This window comes from Pseudomonas fluorescens, assembly GCF_030344995.1.
GTDB classification, from domain to species: domain Bacteria; phylum Pseudomonadota; class Gammaproteobacteria; order Pseudomonadales; family Pseudomonadaceae; genus Aquipseudomonas; species Aquipseudomonas fluorescens_BF.
Window position 1 is genome coordinate 2,690,925 of record NZ_CP128260.1, and the last position, 17,740, is coordinate 2,708,664.

Annotated in this window: 16 protein-coding genes and 1 pseudogene; 10 read left to right on the forward strand and 7 right to left on the reverse strand. The window is 61.9% G+C overall.

The genetic code is table 11. The annotated features are described in order from the left end of the window. Positions 1-4 precede the first annotated feature (4 nt). A complete protein-coding gene (gene pcsA, locus QR290_RS12200; RefSeq protein ID WP_115079921.1) occupies positions 5-727 on the reverse strand; it encodes a phosphatidylcholine synthase in 723 nt (240 codons plus the stop codon). Positions 728-986: 259 nt separating this feature from the next. On the opposite strand from pcsA, the gene QR290_RS12205 reads away from it, so the two are divergent. From QR290_RS12205 to ligD, 4 genes are all read left to right on the forward strand, one after another. Further along, the gene (locus QR290_RS12205; protein WP_115077339.1) at positions 987-1,718 is read left to right on the forward strand and encodes a tellurite resistance TerB family protein; all 732 of its coding nucleotides are present in this window, start codon (positions 987-989) and stop codon (positions 1,716-1,718) included. A 168-nt stretch (positions 1,719-1,886) separates the two neighbouring features. After that, on the forward strand, positions 1,887-3,263 hold the full coding sequence (locus QR290_RS12210) for an iron-containing redox enzyme family protein (RefSeq protein WP_289205016.1): 1,377 nt from the start codon (positions 1,887-1,889) through the stop codon (positions 3,261-3,263). Between the two features lie 11 nt (positions 3,264-3,274). Continuing rightward, positions 3,275-4,228, forward strand: coding sequence for a methyltransferase (locus QR290_RS12215; protein ID WP_115077341.1), 954 nt, complete (start codon positions 3,275-3,277; stop codon positions 4,226-4,228). A 17-nt stretch (positions 4,229-4,245) separates the two neighbouring features. After that, positions 4,246-6,789 (forward strand): DNA ligase D, encoded by a 2,544-nt coding sequence (gene ligD / locus QR290_RS12220; RefSeq protein WP_289205017.1) that lies wholly within the window; start codon positions 4,246-4,248, stop codon positions 6,787-6,789. Positions 6,790-6,792: 3 nt separating this feature from the next. On the opposite strand, the gene QR290_RS12225 is transcribed toward ligD, so the two are convergent. After that, the gene (locus QR290_RS12225; RefSeq protein ID WP_205350859.1) at positions 6,793-7,197 is read right to left on the reverse strand and encodes a hypothetical protein; all 405 of its coding nucleotides are present in this window, start codon (positions 7,195-7,197) and stop codon (positions 6,793-6,795) included. A gap of 114 nt (positions 7,198-7,311) precedes the next feature. Then, positions 7,312-7,626 carry a DUF2388 domain-containing protein gene (locus QR290_RS12230; RefSeq protein ID WP_085698689.1) on the reverse strand — a complete coding sequence of 105 codons (315 nt, stop codon included), beginning with the start codon at positions 7,624-7,626 and terminating at the stop codon, positions 7,312-7,314. 247 nt (positions 7,627-7,873) lie between these two features. Here QR290_RS12230 and QR290_RS28745 point away from each other — a divergent pair. Next, positions 7,874-8,632: pseudogene (locus tag QR290_RS28745) on the forward strand (MCP four helix bundle domain-containing protein); the annotation flags it as partial. Between the two features lie 129 nt (positions 8,633-8,761). After that, entirely contained in the window at positions 8,762-9,487 is a 726-nt protein-coding gene (locus QR290_RS28750; RefSeq protein ID WP_430736791.1) for a methyl-accepting chemotaxis protein, read from the forward strand. Positions 9,488-9,527: 40 nt separating this feature from the next. On the opposite strand, the gene QR290_RS12240 is transcribed toward QR290_RS28750, so the two are convergent. Continuing rightward, entirely contained in the window at positions 9,528-9,953 is a 426-nt protein-coding gene (locus tag QR290_RS12240; RefSeq protein ID WP_115077345.1) for a nuclear transport factor 2 family protein, read from the reverse strand. 433 nt (positions 9,954-10,386) lie between these two features. Here QR290_RS12240 and mqo point away from each other — a divergent pair, with 433 nt between their 5' ends. After that, positions 10,387-12,036: a malate dehydrogenase (quinone) gene (gene mqo, locus QR290_RS12245; protein ID WP_289205019.1), complete on the forward strand. Its 1,650-nt coding sequence runs from the start codon at positions 10,387-10,389 to the stop codon at positions 12,034-12,036. A gap of 67 nt (positions 12,037-12,103) precedes the next feature. Here the strand turns inward: mqo and QR290_RS12250 are convergent, their stop codons facing one another. Next, positions 12,104-12,532, reverse strand: coding sequence for a nuclear transport factor 2 family protein (locus tag QR290_RS12250; protein ID WP_289205020.1), 429 nt, complete (start codon positions 12,530-12,532; stop codon positions 12,104-12,106). Between the two features lie 470 nt (positions 12,533-13,002). Between QR290_RS12250 and QR290_RS12255 the strand changes: the two genes are divergently transcribed. Both QR290_RS12255 and QR290_RS12260 read left to right on the forward strand, forming a co-directional pair. Next, positions 13,003-14,214: a helix-turn-helix domain-containing protein gene (locus tag QR290_RS12255; protein WP_289205021.1), complete on the forward strand. Its 1,212-nt coding sequence runs from the start codon at positions 13,003-13,005 to the stop codon at positions 14,212-14,214. 32 nt (positions 14,215-14,246) lie between these two features. Continuing rightward, a complete protein-coding gene (locus tag QR290_RS12260) occupies positions 14,247-14,879 on the forward strand; it encodes a Vgb family protein (protein WP_115077348.1) in 633 nt (210 codons plus the stop codon). Positions 14,880-14,883: 4 nt separating this feature from the next. Here QR290_RS12260 and QR290_RS12265 read toward each other — a convergent pair whose 3' ends face one another. Together QR290_RS12265 and QR290_RS12270 are read right to left on the reverse strand one after the other, a co-directional pair. Continuing rightward, entirely contained in the window at positions 14,884-15,750 is an 867-nt protein-coding gene (locus tag QR290_RS12265) for a CAP domain-containing protein (protein ID WP_289205022.1), read from the reverse strand. Positions 15,751-15,880: 130 nt separating this feature from the next. Then, on the reverse strand, positions 15,881-16,651 hold the full coding sequence (locus QR290_RS12270; protein WP_289205023.1) for an alpha/beta hydrolase: 771 nt from the start codon (positions 16,649-16,651) through the stop codon (positions 15,881-15,883). Positions 16,652-16,762: 111 nt separating this feature from the next. Here QR290_RS12270 and QR290_RS12275 point away from each other — a divergent pair, with 111 nt between their 5' ends. Continuing rightward, a complete protein-coding gene (locus QR290_RS12275; RefSeq protein ID WP_115077351.1) occupies positions 16,763-17,707 on the forward strand; it encodes an aldo/keto reductase in 945 nt (314 codons plus the stop codon). The last annotated feature ends 33 nt before the right edge of the window (positions 17,708-17,740 follow it).

Below are 17,740 nucleotides of genomic sequence, written 5' to 3' on the forward strand. Positions count from 1 at the left end.
TCTTCTATTTCAGATGCGCACTGTCAAACCACTCCAGCGCCGTGCGCCAGATGCAGATGCCGAGAAAATACGCCGACGCCAGCAGCCACAGGCCCATCACCAGCGGGTTGATCACCGGGTGGTTCAGTACCAGCGAAAGACTGCACAGCAGCCAGATCGCCGTTACCGCAATGTTGATCGGCATGAACCGGCGTACCCGGAACGGGTGCAGGAACTTCATGCGGGTCACGGTGAGCAGCGCCAGGCCGATCACCGTCAGGAAGGTGATCCACGGCCCCGGATCGATGATGTACAGACACAAGGCAACCACGTTCCACGCGGCGGGGAAACCAACGAAGTAGTTGTCCTTGCTCTTCATGTTGACGTTGCAGAAGCAGAACAGCGACGACACCAGAATCAACGATACGGTCAGCAGCAGGGTGTAGTCGGGCAGGGGAATGTAGCGATAGATGAACAGCGCCGGGATGAACACGTAGGTCAGGTAATCGATCACCAGATCGAGGATCGACCCGTCGAAACTCGGCAGCACCGACTGCACGTTGACCTTGCGCGCCAGCGCCCCGTCGAGGCCGTCGACGATCAGCGCCACGCCCAGCCACATCAGGCAATGGGTCGGCTGGTTTTCCAGCAGGGCAAGGGTGGCCAGAAAAGCGGTGACCACGCCGGTCGCGGTGAAACCATGGGCGCCCCAGGCCTTGAGCCTGGCGATGTGGACGGTCGATATCACGAAGGCGTTCTCCAGAAAGTGCAGCAAGCCGCGTAAGCCCTTGGGCAGCAAGGGAAGCGACTAACCGGGTCGGGGTTGCAGCTATCGACCGGTCGGGCCGGGTCAAGGTTCACCCCTTCATGAAGATTAGCTGGCCACGAAAAAATTTCTCTGGAGAATCGCTCGCCCATGACCACGTCAGCCCAACGGTGCTGGCACATCGCATCAAGAGGACTATCGTTGCCTGACGCAGTCATACCCCTTGCCTGAGGACGACGTCATGAACACCAGCGATCTGCTCGAACAACTGCTGCGAGGCCAGGCCTCGGCGGGACAACAAGGTGGCGCATCGGCCGGCGGGGGACTGGGCGGGCTTGGCGGGTTGCTCGGCGGTCTGCTGGGCGGTGGTGGCACCAGCGGTGGCGGTTCTCCCGCTGGTGGGCTCGGTGGTCTGGGCGGGCTGCTCGGTGGACTGCTCGGCGGTGGCGGAGCGCTGGGCGGCGGGACGCAGAGTCGTTCCGGTGGCACCAATTACGCGGCATTGGCCTCGCTCGGCATGATGGCGTTCCAGGCGTATCAGGCCTGGCAACGCAGCCAGGCGTCCGCCGCGCCGCAGCAAGCGCCGCAAACCGCGGACCTGTTGTCCGGCCCGCAAGTCGAAGAACACAGCCACGCCGTTTTGCGTGCTTTGATCGCGGCGGCCAAGGCTGACGGGCGGATCGACGAGTCGGAAAAACACCTGATCAGCAGCGAAATCGGCAAGCACACCAACGACCCGAACCTGCAGCAATGGCTCGACGACGAGGTCGCCAAACCGCTGGATCCCACCGAAGTGGCCCAGGCGGCGCAGAACGATCCGGCCATGGCCGCCGAAATGTACTTGGCCAGCGTGATGCTGGTGGACGATCAGCAGGACGCCGAGCGCAATTATCTGGATGAACTGGCGGCGGCGTTGCAGATCGACCCCGAGTTACAGGTTCACCTGGAGCAGCAGGCCAAGGGCGCGGCCTGACAGCAAAACCTCGTAGCCTTCGACCGCTTCTGTTCAAGCCAGTGGCGTGCCGAAGGCTCCGTCCGTCCGGGCAAATTTAACGTCGATTGAATTTTCGGCAGGCGCCGCCTCTCTGCTGCATTAGAGGCGAGTGACTGAGCGTCCTGCCAATCGACCGAGAACATTGCCATGACTGTCCTGACACGCCTGCAAGGTGCACCTGCCCAATCGCAACCGCTCGATTCACTGGGTGAGTTGCACCGCGTCCATTCAGCACTTTTATCCGACGAAAATCCGCAGCCGCTGGCGCGCGCCTTTCTGCAACATCAACTGCTGCAAGCCGCGCAGTTGAAGGATGAACTACCATCGGACCTCGCGCACTGGCATGCCTCGGTAGCCGAGCACTGCGCCGACGTCGCCCGGCAATATGCCGACTACCTGCAACAACGCAAGGCTGGAGGAGCGCGGCAGTTCTTCAGTTGCAAGGCTCACGCACTGTATTTCCTGCAAGCGGTGGCGCCCACCAAACTGGTGGATGGCGCCTGGCTTTACGGCTTGCTGGCCCAATGGCGCGATCCACGATTCAGCAGTCTGATCAGCACCTATCTGGAAGAACTGGGCGAGGGTAATCCGGCGCAGAACCACGTCGTGATCTACCGGCAACTGCTCGCCGAACACGGTCTTGAGCCCGGCAGTCCTCTGCCTGACGAGCGCTATCTGCAAGGCGCGCTGCAATTGGCCCTCGGTGCCGGCGGCATGGATTTTCTGCCGGAGGTGATCGGTTACAACCTTGGCTACGAGCAACTGCCCCTGCATCTGCTGATCAGCAGTTACGAACTCAGTGAGCTGGGGATCGATCCTTACTATTTCACTCTGCACGTGACCATCGACAATGCCAGTACCGGTCATGCGCAAAAGGCCGTTCAGGCCGTTCTTGATCTGCTGCCGCTGGAGGCCGATCGCAGCGATTTCCTGCGCCGGGTATCGCTGGGCTATCGGCTCAATGACCTGGGGCAGGGTAGCCGCGCAATCATCGAGGGGTTCGATCTGGAGCGCGAATTGTTGGCGATGCTTGAACGCAAGTGTCCGTTCGCTCACCACATGCACTCCGACTATTGCCGCTTCGAAGGCAAGACCGTCAATCAATGGCTGGCCGATCCGCAGCAATTGCCCGGGTTCCTGCAAAGCTTGCAAGACAAGGGCTGGATCAAACGCAACGAAGATCCGCAGGGCAGCCGTTTCTGGCAATTGATCGATGGCGATGGTGCGGCGATGTTCGGCGTGTTCAGCGCCTATGAAAAACAATTGGTACACGACTGGATTGCCGGTGACTGGATTTCTGCAGATAGCCCCGTCGCGTTCCGCCGCCGTCCCTCCGTTCCAGCGCCGATCGAGGTGCCCGAACAGGACCCCGATGTGCAGCGCCTCAATGCGGCGCTGCAAGGGCAGGACGCTCACACCCAAATCGCAACGTTGATCCCGTGGCTCGCACCGTCACGCCATGCCCATCCGGCCGGGCTGCTCGCCACTCGCCGATTCATCCAACTCAAATCCGGCCTGCGTTAAGGAAGTCATCAATGAATCAGGAAGAACAACTGTCCGCCAACGATCTCGTGCTGCTGCAACTGGGGCGGCGCTTGCAGGCCGACGGCTATCGTTTCATCACCCCGACGCCGTTGACTCATCAACGGGTCAACCAGCGCGACGAAGGGCAGGCTGCGGATTGCCTGCGGGATGTGTTCGGATGGTCGCGCCCGTTCGAACCAGGCCTGCTGTCTGCCGATGAACAGCGGCAATTGCAGCAAGCCCAGGTGATCGATGAGTTCGACGGGCGCTTGATGAGCCGTGTGCGCTGGTCGAGCCTGGATGACCTGCTTTTCGTGCATTCCGGATTTCCCACCGATGCCGCCGACTCAGTGTTCTTCGGCCCGGACACCTATCGCTTTGCGCAACTGATCCACAGCCATTTGCAGCAGAACTTTGCGCCCGTCCACCGTGCGGTGGACATTGGTTGTGGCGCCGGAGTGGGCGCGATCCTGATAGGCCGTGCCCGGCGAGAAGCGCAAGTGCTGGCGGTGGATATCAACCCCGCCGCGTTGCGCCTGACCGCGATCAATGCAGCGCTGGCCGAAGTGGCCAATGTCGAAGTGCGAGCCAGTGATGTACTGCAAGGCGTAGATGGTGAGTTCGACCTGATCGTCGCCAACCCGCCCTACATGGCCGATCCGGCCGGGAGAGCTTACCGCCACGGTGGCGGGACGCTGGGGGCGGGCCTGTCGCTGCGGATCGTCGAGCAGGCGCTCAATCACCTGACACCCGGCGGTTCGTTGCTGCTGTACACCGGTGTGGCGATGGTCGATGGCCGCGATCCATTTCTCGACACCGTTTTGCCACGGCTGGATGAAAAACGCTTCGGCTGGACCTACCGCGAACTCGATCCCGATGTGTTTGGTGAAGAGTTGCTGAATCCAGGCTATCAGCGCGTCGACCGGATTGCCGTGGTCGCACTGACTGTGACTCGAACAGGCTGAAACAAGGCAGGTGCAGGATGAGCAGGAATCTCGACGACTACACCCGGATGCGCGACTTTTCGGCGACCTCTGAACCGGCGGCTGAACGTCGTCGGGGCAAGAAATCCGCCGGTGACCACGCCCTGCAATTCTGCATTCAAAAGCACGATGCCTCGCACCTGCATTACGACTTTCGCCTGGAACTCGATGGCGCACTAAAAAGCTGGGCGGTGCCTAAAGGCCCGTCGCTGGATCCCAAGGTCAAGCGACTGGCGGTGCACGTCGAAGACCATCCGCTGGACTACGCGACGTTCGAGGGCAGCATTCCCGAAGGGCATTACGGCGCCGGGGATGTGATCGTCTGGGATCGCGGCGTGTGGATTCCGCTGGAAGACCCCGAGAAAGCCTACGCCAAAGGCAAGCTCAAATTCGAACTGCAAGGCGAGAAGCTCGCCGGGGTGTGGAACCTGGTGCGCACCCACATGCCGGGCAAGAAAGAGCAGTGGTTTCTGATCAAGCATCAGGACAGCGCCGCGCGCCCGCAAAGCGATTACGACGTGCTGGTCGCCGAGCCCGACAGCGTGCTCAGCGAACGCACGATCGTCGACAAACCCAGCCTCAGTGCGAAGCAGGTCAAGCCGCTGAAAGCCTCGTCGAAAGCTGCGCGGAAACCCGCTTCGGGCAAACTTGCCGGGGCGCACAAGGCCAATATCCCCGCGCAGCTCAAACCGCAACTGGCCACCCTGGTGGAGAGCGCGCCGGAAGGGGATTGGCAATACGAGATCAAGTTCGACGGCTACCGGATCATGGCGCGGATCGATCAGGACGAGGTGCAGTTGTTCACCCGCAACGGCCATGACTGGACGCACAAGTTGCCGGAACAGGCGCAAGCCCTCGCGGCGCTGGGCCTGGAATCGGCCTGGCTTGACGGTGAGATGGTCGTCGCCGATGCGGACGGCGTGCCGGATTTTCAGGCCCTGCAAAACGCGTTCGATGCGGGCCGCAGCGAAAACATTCTCTATTACCTGTTCGATCTACCGTATCTGAACGGTGTCGACCTGCGTGAAGTACCGGTACAGGAACGGCGCGCGGCGCTGGCCACGGTGCTGAAAGCCCACGAAGATCCGCTGCTGCGCTTTTCCGAAGCGTTCGACGAAACCCCGCAAGCGTTGCTCAACAGCGCCTGCCAGATGCGCATGGAAGGGCTGATCGGCAAACGCCTCGGCTCGCCTTACGTTTCGCGCCGCAGCAGTGACTGGATCAAGCTCAAGTGCAAACATCGCCAGGAATTCGTGATCGTCGGCTACACCGATCCGAAAGGCGCGCGCAGTTCGTTCGGCGCGCTGTTGCTGGGGCTGCATGATCGTGACAGCGGCGAGTTGCGGTACGCCGGCAAGGTCGGCACCGGATTCAATGAAACCACCCTCAAGAGCATCCTCGCGCAGCTCAAACCGTTGCGGGTGAAGAAACCGGCGGTGGTCAACCCGCCCACCGGGTTCGAGGCCAAGGGTGTGCACTGGCTCAAGCCGAGTCTGCTGGCGGAAGTGGCGTTTGCCGAAATGACCCAGGACGGCTCGGTGCGCCACGCCGTGTTCCATGGCCTGCGCGAGGACAAACCGGCCAAGGACATCACCGAGGAGCGCGCCAAACCCATGAAAACCTCAAAGGCTCAATCTACCGCACCGTCCCAATCCGGCCTGGCCGACGGCAAGGTGCGGATCACTCATCCCGACCGAGTGATCGACGCCAGCAGTGGCACCACCAAAATGCAGCTGGCCGAGTATTACGCGAGTGTCGCCGAATGGATTCTGCCGCAACTCAAGGATCGCCCGGTGGCGCTGGTGCGCGCACCGGACGGTATCGCCGGTGATCTGTTCTTCCAGAAGAACGCCGAAAACCTGGCGATCCCCGGCATCCGCACGCTGGACAAGGAGCTGACCGGCCAGCCGGTGATGCTGATCAACAACGCCGAAGCCTTGATCGGTGCAGTGCAGATGAGCACGGTCGAACTGCACACCTGGAACGCCACCACGACGGATCTGGACAAGCCCGACCGATTTGTCCTCGACCTCGACCCGGACCCGGCGCTGCCCTGGAAAAGCATGGTCGAAGCCACGGCGCTGACCCTGACCGTGCTCGATGAGTTAGGTCTGAAGGCGTTTCTCAAGACCAGTGGCGGCAAGGGCATCCATCTGGTGGTGCCGCTGACCCGCAAGCATGGTTGGGACGAGGTAAAGGATTTCAGCCACGCCATCGTCACTCACATGGCGAAGTTACTGCCGGAGCGTTTTTCTGCGGTGTCCGGGCCGAAAAATCGCGTGGGGCGGATCTTCATCGATTACCTGCGCAACGGTCTGGGCGCCACCACCATTTGCGCCTACGCAGCGCGTACCCGCGAAGGGTTACCAGTGTCGGTGCCGCTGTTTCGGGAGGAGGTCGGAGAGATCAAGGGCGCCGATCAATGGAACGTGCGCAACGTTCACGAACGGCTGGCGGAAGTGGGCGATGAGCCTTGGGCGGACATGAAGAAAACCCGGCAGAGCATCACGGCCGAGATGCGCAAGCGGGTGGGATTGAAGTAATGATCAAGTGCCGCGCAGCAAGTCGTGGGCGTTGAGCAGGTCGAAGGCGACTTGGGGGTTGTTTTCCAGGCCACGGCGGATGGCAGCCGGAATGGTTTTTCGGGTTTTGCGGCAGAGCCCCGGCAGATCCTGGACCTCGATCTCGATGCCCCCGCGCACGGTCCGCACCTCACCGTACTTCGGTGCGATCAGCACGCGAATCCCTAGTTGATCGAACATCTTGCCTTGCAGGCGCTCGAGGTCGGCGAGGTCTTTGAGGTTTTCCAGACGCTCAAGCAAACGCTTTTCCTCTTCGCGGGTCAGCAGCAGGATGCGCACGTCCGCGCCGGGTGTATCCAGCAGAGGATCGCGCCCGCAGATGCACAGACCCGGCGGGCAAGGGGAGCGAAGGGAGGCGGAAATCGTCATGGCCTCCATCATAGAGGCCGTTCGACGGTTTTGCCCATGGTCGTTCGCCAGCCGTCCATCGGCAGGGCACAACGGTGGCGAGTCCGTCAGCCACCATCATCGAACGTGCCGTGGTTACTGCGACAGACCTTCGTAGTGAACCAGGATGGCATTGGCCAGCTCTTCATCGCTGGCGTTCAGGCCGGGATTGTCCTGACGCACCTGTTGCAGAACCGATTCCAGGTACACGCCACGGATCGTACCGCCGCTGGCGACGAATGCGGACAAGTCGTCACGGGCCGGAATCACCATTTTGTGATCCTTGAAGGTCGAGTACAGCGAAGCCGAAACCCCCGCCGAAGTGGCAACATCCCCTGCGTCCACGCGGGCAAGGGCCGAGCCGAACGGCAGGCACAGCATGAGAGACGAAACGAGTAATAAACGGCGCATGACGGTGTTCCTCCAGCAGCGTAAAGCGAAAAGGAAGTACCACATAATGTGAGAGGTGCCGGACGGCACGGGAGTTCCATGCGCCGGGCCGGGCGGTAGCGGTATAGAACGAGAACCGCTGCACAGTCCTCGTTTTTACCGGATGTAACGACACACCCTGCGACGCTCTAAAGCGGCGGATTCACGCAAATAGGCTTAACTGAAGCGTTGAAAGGCGCCGTGTGGCGCGACCAGGGAGGAAATCACGGTGTCGATCAAACTGCGTTTGGTGTTGCTGATTGCGACCAGCCTGCTGACGGCGTTGATCGTGAGCCTGGTCAGTTACGTCGGCAACCAGCGGATGGCGTCGGCGGTCGGTGACAACGCGGTCAGCATGAGCGCGCTGCGCCACCACATGGAAGCCGACATGATGCACGACGCCCTGCGTGCCGATGTGTATTCGGCGATGCTGGTGGGGCTGGGCAAAAGCACGAGCACGGCGGACGAAGTGCAGCGTTCGGTTGAAGAGCATGCCGCGCATTTTCGCGAGGTGCTGGGTGACAACCTCAAGCTGCCGGTCAATCCGACGATCAGGTCTGCGCTGGAGCAGATCAAGCCCAGCCTCGATACCTACATCAGCGCCGGCGAGCAGATCGTCGGCCTTGCACTGGAAAACCCGGACAGCGCCCAGCAGCATCTCGGGACCTTCAGCACGGCGTTCAGCCAGCTCGAAGAGCAGATGGCCGCCCTCAGCGAACTGATCGAAACCAATACCCGGCAGACCAGCGAGGGCACCGAGGCGGCGATCCACAACGCCAATGTCGCGCTCGCTATCGTCCTGATTGCCAGCCTGTTGCTGCTGTTGGCCCAGGGGCGCTGGGTGATCCTGAGCATCATGGGGCCGCTGAAATCCGCCAGCCGCATCGCCGAAAGCATCGCCCACGGCAACCTCAGCGAACCGATCGCCGAACCGTCCGGCAAGGACGAAGCCAGTGCGCTGATCCGCACGCTGGCCACCATGCAGCACGACCTGCGGGACATGATCGACGTGGTGCGACGCAACGCCCACGGCGTCAGCGGCATGAGTGAACAACTGAGCCACGGCTGTCATCAGGTCGCCGACAGCAGCCAGCAACAAAGCACCGCCGCCGGCACCATGGCTGCCGCCGCGAGCCAGATGACCGCGAGCATCGAGGAAATCACCCGTCATGCCGAGCGTGCTTTGAACATGGCCAGCCAGGCCGAGTCACTGGCGAAAAACGGTGGGCAGGTGATTCATCAGGTGGTCAGCGACATGGACGACATCGCCCGTTCCGCCCAGCAGTCGGCGCAGGTGATCCGCACCCTGGATCAGGAATCCGAAGGCATCTTCAACATCATCCAGGTGATCAAGAGCATCGCCGATCAGACCAACCTGCTGGCGCTCAACGCGGCCATTGAGGCCGCCCGGGCGGGCGAGCAGGGCAGGGGCTTTGCGGTGGTGGCCGATGAGGTGCGCAGTCTGGCTGCACGCACCAGCGCCTCGACCCAGGAAATCGCCGCGATGGTCGCGCGCATCCAGAACAGCACCCGCGAGGCCGTCAGCAGCATGGAGGCCGGTGTCGCCCAAGTCGACAAAGGCATGGCGGTCACCGCCGACGTCGAACGCGCCATCCGCGAAATCCTCGACGCTACCCTCAGCACCACACAGCTGGTCAACGACATCACCCGCACCATCGGCGAACAGAGCCAGGCCAGCAACGAGATTGCCCATCAGGTGGAGATGATCGCGGGCATGTCGGAGGGCAACAGCAAGGTGATCGGCGAGACGGCCAATACCACGGATGAGCTGTCGAGTCTGGCGGGGAGACTGGCGCAGTCGGTGGATCGGTTCAGGTTATAGGAGCAGGCTCTGCCGCCTCTCCGACGGCAGAGCTCCTGCATCAGAACTTGTACGCCTGACGCCCCACCAGCAACCACTTGCCAGACTGCTTCTGCCAGATCTGGAAGTTCTCGATTTCCGTCGGCACCACTTCGGTGCCTTTGAGGGCCTGCGCCGAAAAGTGATGGCGGACCAGCGCGGTGTCCCCGGACAGGGTGATGGTCTGGTTTTGCATCTCCAGTGTCTTGAACGCGCTCTTGCCGGTTTCGATATCGGCAATGAAGGCTTTCTTGTCCTGGATCTTGCCGCTGGAGTGGCCGTAGGTGAGGTTGTCGGCGGTCAGGGCATTCAGTTCGGCGATGTCCTTGTGCAGCATCGCCTGGGTCAGGTGATCGACGGCCTGGGCGACGTCCTGTTCCGCCGGGGCGGCGGCGACGTAACCGCTGAAGAGGCAGACGAGACCGAGCAGCAATCCGGATTTGTTCATGGGTATTCCTTGTTGTTGTAGGTGATGAAATCGACTGGTTATTTGTCAGTCGTCGTACAACGTAGCAGGAATGCGCCGGCGTTAGAAAGCGTTTGAAGCGCTTGTTGAAAACTATCCGGTCGCGAACAGACGCGCGGGTTTGCCATGACGTGATATTCTTCGCGCCACTTGTTTTGACCCAATTCAGTCTGGCGCGCTATCCGGCGGGCCAGGCAGAACCCCTGTCGCTCAAGTAGCTGAAGCCAATAATGATAAGAAGTCAGTTCAGAAGGGACATATAACTGAGGTCGACGCAGCCTGTCGGCCTTGTGTGCCCACCCGTCAAAATTGAAGTGTGCCGGAACCCGCGATGCTGGCCTGAGTGTCGCGAAAAAAGGGGAACGCATACGCACAACAGCGGCGGGCGGAAGGCGTTTTATCATAGGTGCAACAGATGTTTAAAAAAGTGAACACAGCCTTGCTGGGGCTGGCTTTGGCGATGGGGATGTCGTCCGCCAATGCCGAAGAAGCAAAGAAAGTCGACGTCCTGCTGATCGGCGGCGGCATCATGAGCACCACCCTGGGTGTGTGGATCAATGAGCTGGAGCCGACCTGGTCGATGGAGATGGTCGAGCGCCTCGACGGCGTCGCCCTCGAAAGCTCCAACGGCTGGAACAACGCCGGTACCGGTCACTCCGCACTCGCCGAGCTGAACTACACCCCGGAAGACGACAAGGGCAACGTCACGATCCCGAAAGCGGTCGAGATCAACGAAGCGTTCCAGGTCTCCCGTCAGTTCTGGGCCTGGCAGGTTCGTCAAGGCGTCCTGAAGGACCCTCGTTCGTTCATCAACACCACTCCGCACATGAGCTTCGTGTGGGGCGATGACAACATCAAGTTCCTGAAAAAGCGCTACGAAGCCCTGCAGGCGAGCCCGCTGTTCGCCGGCATGCAGTACTCCGAAGACCCGGCTGTGATCAAGAAGTGGGTTCCGCTGATGATGGAAGGGCGTGACCCGAACCAGAAAATCGCGGCCACCTGGAGCCCGCTGGGTACCGACATGAACTTCGGCGAAATCACCCGCCAGTTCGCCGGTTACCTGCAGACCAAGCCTAACTTCAGCATGAAGCTGTCCAGCGAAGTCCAGGACATCACCAAGAATGCCGATGGCACCTGGCGCGTCAGCTACAAGAACCTGAAAGACGGCACCAAGACTGAAACCGACGCCAAGTTCGTGTTCATCGGCGCCGGCGGCGGTGCACTGCACCTGCTGCAGAAGTCCGGTATCGAAGAAGCCAAGGAATACGCTGGCTTCCCGGTAGGCGGCTCGTTCCTGGTGACCGATAACCCGGCCATCGCCGAACAGCACCTGGCCAAGGCCTACGGTAAAGCTTCGGTTGGCGCGCCTCCGATGTCCGTTCCGCACCTGGACACCCGTGTCCTGGACGGCAAGCGCGTCATCCTGTTTGGCCCGTTCGCGACTTTCAGCACCAAGTTCCTGAAAGAAGGTTCGTACCTGGATCTGCTGACCAGCACCACCACCCACAACATCTGGCCTATGACCAAGGTCGGCATCAAGGAATACCCGCTGGTCGAGTACCTGGCCGGTCAACTGATGCTGTCGGATGAAGACCGTCTGAACGCGCTGAAGGAATACTTCCCGAACGCCAAGGCCGAAGACTGGCGCCTGTGGCAAGCCGGCCAGCGCGTGCAAATCATCAAGCGTGATGAAGCCGCTGGCGGCGTGCTGAAACTGGGCACCGAAATCGTTGCTTCCAAGGACGGCTCCATCGCCGGTCTGCTGGGCGCATCCCCAGGCGCGTCGACCGCTGCACCGATCATGCTGAGCGTGCTGCAGAAAGTCTTCAAAGACAAAGTCGCCAGCCCTGAGTGGCAAACCAAGCTGCACCAGATCGTTCCAAGCTACGGCACCCAGCTGAACAACGATCCAGCCAAAGTGGCTGAAGAGTGGGCCTACACCGCCAAGATCCTGCAACTGCCAACCCCTCCGGTGATTGGTCAGGCTGCAGCTCCAGCGGCGGACGCCTCGGCTGAAAAAGCCCCGGCGCCAAAAGAAAGCGCTGCACGTGATATGGCTCTGTAATCCAGACGCCTGACACACGAAGCCCACTGAACCGGTGACGGTCAGTGGGCTTTTTTGTGTGCGGATTTCAGGCCTTGGCGGCGGCCAGATAAGCTCCCAGACGGCGTCCCATTTCCTCGCCCAGCGCCTGCAACCCGCTCAGCGGCCGCACCATCACCTCGAATTCGACGATCTTGCCCTGTTCATCGAAACGGATCATGTCGATACCTTTAAGCTCTTTCGTTCCGACTTTGGCGCTGAATTCCAGCACCACATTCAGGCCATCGGCCGTCGCCAGTTCACGGTGGTATTTGAAGTCTTCAAACACCTCGAACACGGTGTTGAGGATCATCGAGACCACCGGTGCGCCGGGGTAGGGCGTGTGGGCCATCGGCGAGCGGAACACCGCTTTGGGATCGAGCAACTCGGGCAGGGCCTTGAGGTTGCCGGTGCGGATCATCTCGTGCCAGCGGTTCAGGGATTGGGCGGCGTTGGGGTGCAGGTTCAGGTCGGACATGGTTTCACTCCTGTATTTTTGTTGTTCTTTGCGCGGCGCCCATGACTCTAGATCAAAGCGGCGCAATGGAAACCCTCTGTACTGATCTGAATGTCGACCCATGCGCCAGCCCGATCCATCTGATCCGCTTTTTCCTGTCGAATCTGCATCTGTAACCATCTCAGCCACGGGCCCAGAATAGCCCTGCCGTTCGGCCACACGCGACGCGCTTCATTCCGGAGCGCCCGGTGCGCCGGACATTCAGTATTCAGGAGGCCTTCATGGCTAAGATGGCGATTTTCCTCGGCGGCTTTCTTGTGTTGACCATCATGATTGGCGTCCTTGCCACGATTTCTCCGGTCTGAGGTTTATCTCAGGCGCCGCGATCCTCAACTGACCGCGCTTTCACACGAGCATCCAGACAAATCCATATTCGGTATTAGACTCCACCCACGATCTGATACCGGAACACCTGCCATGTCGGATGCTCCATGGACTCGCTGATCAACGCCGCCGGCCGCGCACTGGCGGTGGGTGATCCGTTGGCGGCGCTGAATTTCGTTGCCCTGCGCGAAGACCCTCCAGCGCTGGCCCTGCGTGGGATCGCCATGGCGCAACTTGGTGACATGACGCGGGCCAAGACGTTGTTGCAACGGGCAGTAAAGGCGTTCTGCGCCAACGAGCCTCTGTCCCGGGCGCGCTGCGTGGTGGCCGAGGCCGAGGTGGCGCTGGCGGCGCGGGATCTGGGCTGGCCGGTCAACGGGCTGGAAGCGGCGCGACAAATCTTGCAGGATCATGGCGATGGCGTGAATGCTGCGCACGCACGCTGTCTGCAGATTCGTCGGTTGCTGCTGATCGGCCAACTGGAAGCGGCTGAAGAGCTGCTCGGTGAACTCGATCCTGCACAGCTACCCCCGGCCCTGCGCACCGTCCATGAACTGATGACCGCCGGAATCGCTTTGCGTCGGGTCCAGGCGCACAAGGCGCAAACAGCGCTGGAACGCGCACAGCGGGCGGCGCAGTCGGCTGCTATTCCAGCGTTGTCGGCGGAAATCGAACACGCCCGGCAAATCCTCGAAGCTCCCGCTGCCCGATTGATCGTTGCCGGTCAGGTGCAAGCGGTGACACTTGCGCAAGTTGAAACGTTGTTCACCTCACCGACGCTGGTGGTGGATGCCTGTCGCTACAGCGTGCGCGGTGCCGGAATGACCGTGGCGCTGGCCACGCGGCCGGTGTTGTTCAATCTCGCTCGGCGGCTTGCCGAAGCCTGGCCCGAAGGGGTGTCCCGAGAGACGCTGATCGCCGAAGCCTTTCGCTTGAAACTCGATGATGAATCCCATCGCGTCCGATTGCGGGTCGAGATCGGCCGGTTGCGTGCGGCGCTGCGTCCGCTAGCCGGAATCATTGCAACCCCTCGCGGCTATGCGCTGGTTGCACAGCACGTCGCGCTGCTCACGCTACCAAACGAGGACAGACACGCCGCGTTGCTGGCCCTGCTCGCTGATGGCGAAGCGTGGTCGAGTTCAGCGCTGGCACTTGCGTCGGGCAACAGCCAGCGACAAGTGCAGCGAGCGCTGGAAACGTTGGCGGCGCAAGACAAGGTCCAGTCGTTCGGCGTTGGCCGTGCACGTCGCTGGCTGACGCCGCCGTTGCCGGGTTTCGCGACGATCTTGTTACTCCCGGTGTCGCTGGGCAATGGCTAGGCTGGACTCACCCACCCAACGAGGAAACCAGCATGAAACAGGCAAGCGCAGAAATCCTTCGTGAATACGGCCCGTTCGAAGGCATCGACGGTGTCCACGGCGTGACCTTCGATGGCCGGCAAGTCTGGTTCGCCAGCGATGGTCAGCTCAACGCACTCGATCCGGCCAGCGGCGAAACGGTGCGTACGATCAAGGTCGGCGCCGATGGCGGGACCGCGTTCGACGGCCAGCACCTGTACCAGATCGCCGACCGCCGAATTCACAAGATCGACCCGGCCACCGGGCGCGTGCTCCACACCATTCCGGCTCCGGGCGATGGTGGCGATTCAGGCATGGCCTGGGCCGAGGGATCGTTGTGGGTGGGGCAATACCGCGACCGCAAGATCCATCAGATCGATCCGGACACCGGGAAAATCCTCCGCACCCTCGAATCCAATCGTTTTGTCACCGGCGTCACCTGGGTCGACGGCGCGCTGTGGCATGGCACCTGGGAAGGCGATGAAAGCGAGATCCGGCGAGTCGACCCGAGCAACGGCGAGGTGCTGGAAAGCCTGGCGCTGCCCAGCGGAATCGGCGTCTCCGGGCTGGAGGCCGATGGCGCCGAGCGCTTCTATTGTGGCGGCGGGAACAGTGGCAGAGTGCGGGCGGTGCGCCGGCCGAAGTAAGCGCTCATTGCGCCCCGAACAGCATCGTCCAGTAAACCCCTTCATCACTGCGCGCCTCACTGGCAAACCCGGCGCCGACCTGGGTGAACATCGGGTTCATCAGGTTGGCGCAGTGTCCGGGGCTGGCCAGCCAGCCGGCCATGGCCTTGCCCGGTGAGCTTTGCCCGGCGGCGATGTTTTCGCCGATCTGCCGGCCACGGTAACCGGCCGCTCGGGCGCGATCTGCCGGACCGTCGCCGTCCGGGTCGCGGTGGGCGAAATAGTTGCCGTAGGCCATGGCCTTGCTGTGGCCCTGAGCGGCGGCGCCGAGCGCCGGGTTCCAGCTCAACGGCCGGGCGGCGGCGAAGCGCTGACGACCGCACATACGCGGTCGGGCGCGGGCGGCGTTGACTTCGGCCAGCAAGGCCTTGCCGACGCTGCGGTTGTCGCCGACGCGGCTGTCGAGCACTGGCCGGGCCAGCACCACTTGCCATTCGCTGCGGGCGCGGCTGACGCCGATGTCGGCGTATTGACCGTCGAGCAACGCGCCGCAGTAATCGTCTTGCAGCATTTCGAACGCCTCTTCGGCGTCCTGCGCACCGACGATCCGGATGCTGCGCACCGCCACGGCCGCGTAGCCGGAATCTTTCAATCGTTCGCGCAATCCACCGCCGTAGCCATAACCGACCGGCAACGCCAGGTTCGACTTCAGCGTCAGCGGCGCCAGCCGTTGGGCGGGTCGCCGGTCACAACGTTGCGGATGGGCGCGGTAGTCGTTGATGGCGGCCACCAGTTGCCGCTCTGCGCCGGCGTGGGCAGAGGGCGATAGCAGGGGAGAAAGGATAAACAGGCACAGCGAAACGAAGCGAGACGAACGAACGGCGTGGCGCATGGGACGCAAAGCTCTGAAAAAGGACAACACAGAAGGGGAGTGAACCGCAGAACGCGGCGCGGGTAGGACTGGTCTTTTCGCACTTGGTTCACGAAGCCGCGCCGGGTTTCAGCGGCTGCCGACGAAGTGCTCAGCGATTCAACACCTCCTCGATCCATTGCAGATATTGCGGTCGTTCGGAAATCGAATTGTGTGCCGAATCCGCCACCACTTTGAGTGTCGCCACACCGTCGGGGAAACTGTGCAGCAAGCGTTCGGTGCTGGCCCGTGGAATCACTTCGTCATCGCTCGCCGCCAGCAGCAGCGTCGGCACGCGGATGTGCGCCGCGTACTGACCTGACCGGAAACGATCCTTGAGCAACCACTGCACCGGCACCCACGGGTACTGCCGGGCGGCAATTTCTTCAAGGCTGTTGTAGGGCGTGACCAGAATCAGCCGCTCCGCCGGCCGCTGGCTGGCCAGCCGCACCGCGACCCCGGAACCGAGGCTGCGCCCCAGCAGCGCAACCTGCGGATGACTGGCATACACCTGATCGAACAGCGCCAGCGCGTCCTCGGCGATCGCCTCTTCGGAGGGCGAGCCGCCGCTGCCGCCAAAACCCCGGTAATGCAGCAAATACAACGAATATTCAGGAAACGCCTCGGAAAACTCCGGCAGGTTGCGCGAAACGTCCTCGGCATTGCCGCCGAAATAGATCAACGCTCGGGAGCCGGCGCGCTCGCGCACCGTCACGCGGATCTCGGCGTCGGGCATGGCCAGCGTCAACCGAGACTCCGGTGAATCGAGGCTGGCGGGCTGGGGAAAATAGATCAGCGCCCGCTGAAAAACGAACAGCGCCGCGCACAGGATCAGGTACACGGCGACGATCAATGCGACGAGTGACAACAGGGTTCTGGACATTCGACTAACTTTAACCGGGCGCGCAGGTTGGCTGTCGCAGTGTAGTCCAACGGTTTTGCGGGCTGCATCAAAACACAAGGTGCAACAGATCCACAGGGCAAGGGCGCCAGCATGAACCACACTGAGGGATATTCCCGCCGCCGGTTGCTGACGCTGGCAGCCGGGGTGTCAGCGGTTTTCACTTTTGACCGGGCGCTGGCCGCCATTACGTCGCCGAACGCCACAGGAGCCCAGACCATGCAGACCCGCGCCATCCCTTCGAGCTCCGAGCCACTGCCGCTGGTGGGATTGGGCACTTATCGCGGTTTCGACGTCGGTCCCGGCGATCCGGTCTACAAACAATTGCCGGCGGTGCTCGGCGAGCTGTTCAAAAAGGGTGGCACGGTGATCGACAGCTCGCCGATGTATGGCCGTGCCGAGGAAACCACCGGTGAATTGCTGTCGATCCACGAACCGCGCTCGCCGGCGTTTCTGGCGACCAAGGTCTGGACCCGTGGCCGCGAGGAAGGCATCGCGCAGATGGAGCAGTCGTTCAGCCTGCTGCGCACAGAACGCATCGACCTGATGCAGATCCACAACCTGCTCGACTGGCAAACCCATCTGCCGACCCTGCGCGAATGGAAAGAGCAGGGCCGCATCCGCTACATCGGCATCACCCACTACACACCGTCGGCCTATGACGAGGTCGAAGCCGTGCTCAAGGCCGAACCGTTGGATTTCCTGCAAATCAATTACGCGCTCGATGATCGCGGGGTCGAGAAACGCATCCTGCCGCTGTGCCGCGAGCGTGGGGTGGCAGTGATCTGCAACCGACCGTTCGGTGGCGGCGACCTGCTCGCGCGGCTCAAGGGTAAACCACTGCCGGGTTGGGCGGCGCAAGTCGGGGCCAAGAGCTGGCCGCAACTGGCGCTGAAATTTCTGCTGGCGCATCCGGCGGTAACTTGTGTGATTCCTGGCACGAGCAATCCGCTGTACATGGCCGACAATGCCGGCGCCGGGTTCGGGCTGATGCTGACCGATGCGCAGCGGCAGCAGTTGATTGCGTTGGTGAGTTAGCCATCTCTCGGGAGGGAGTCGCGCACTAGTACC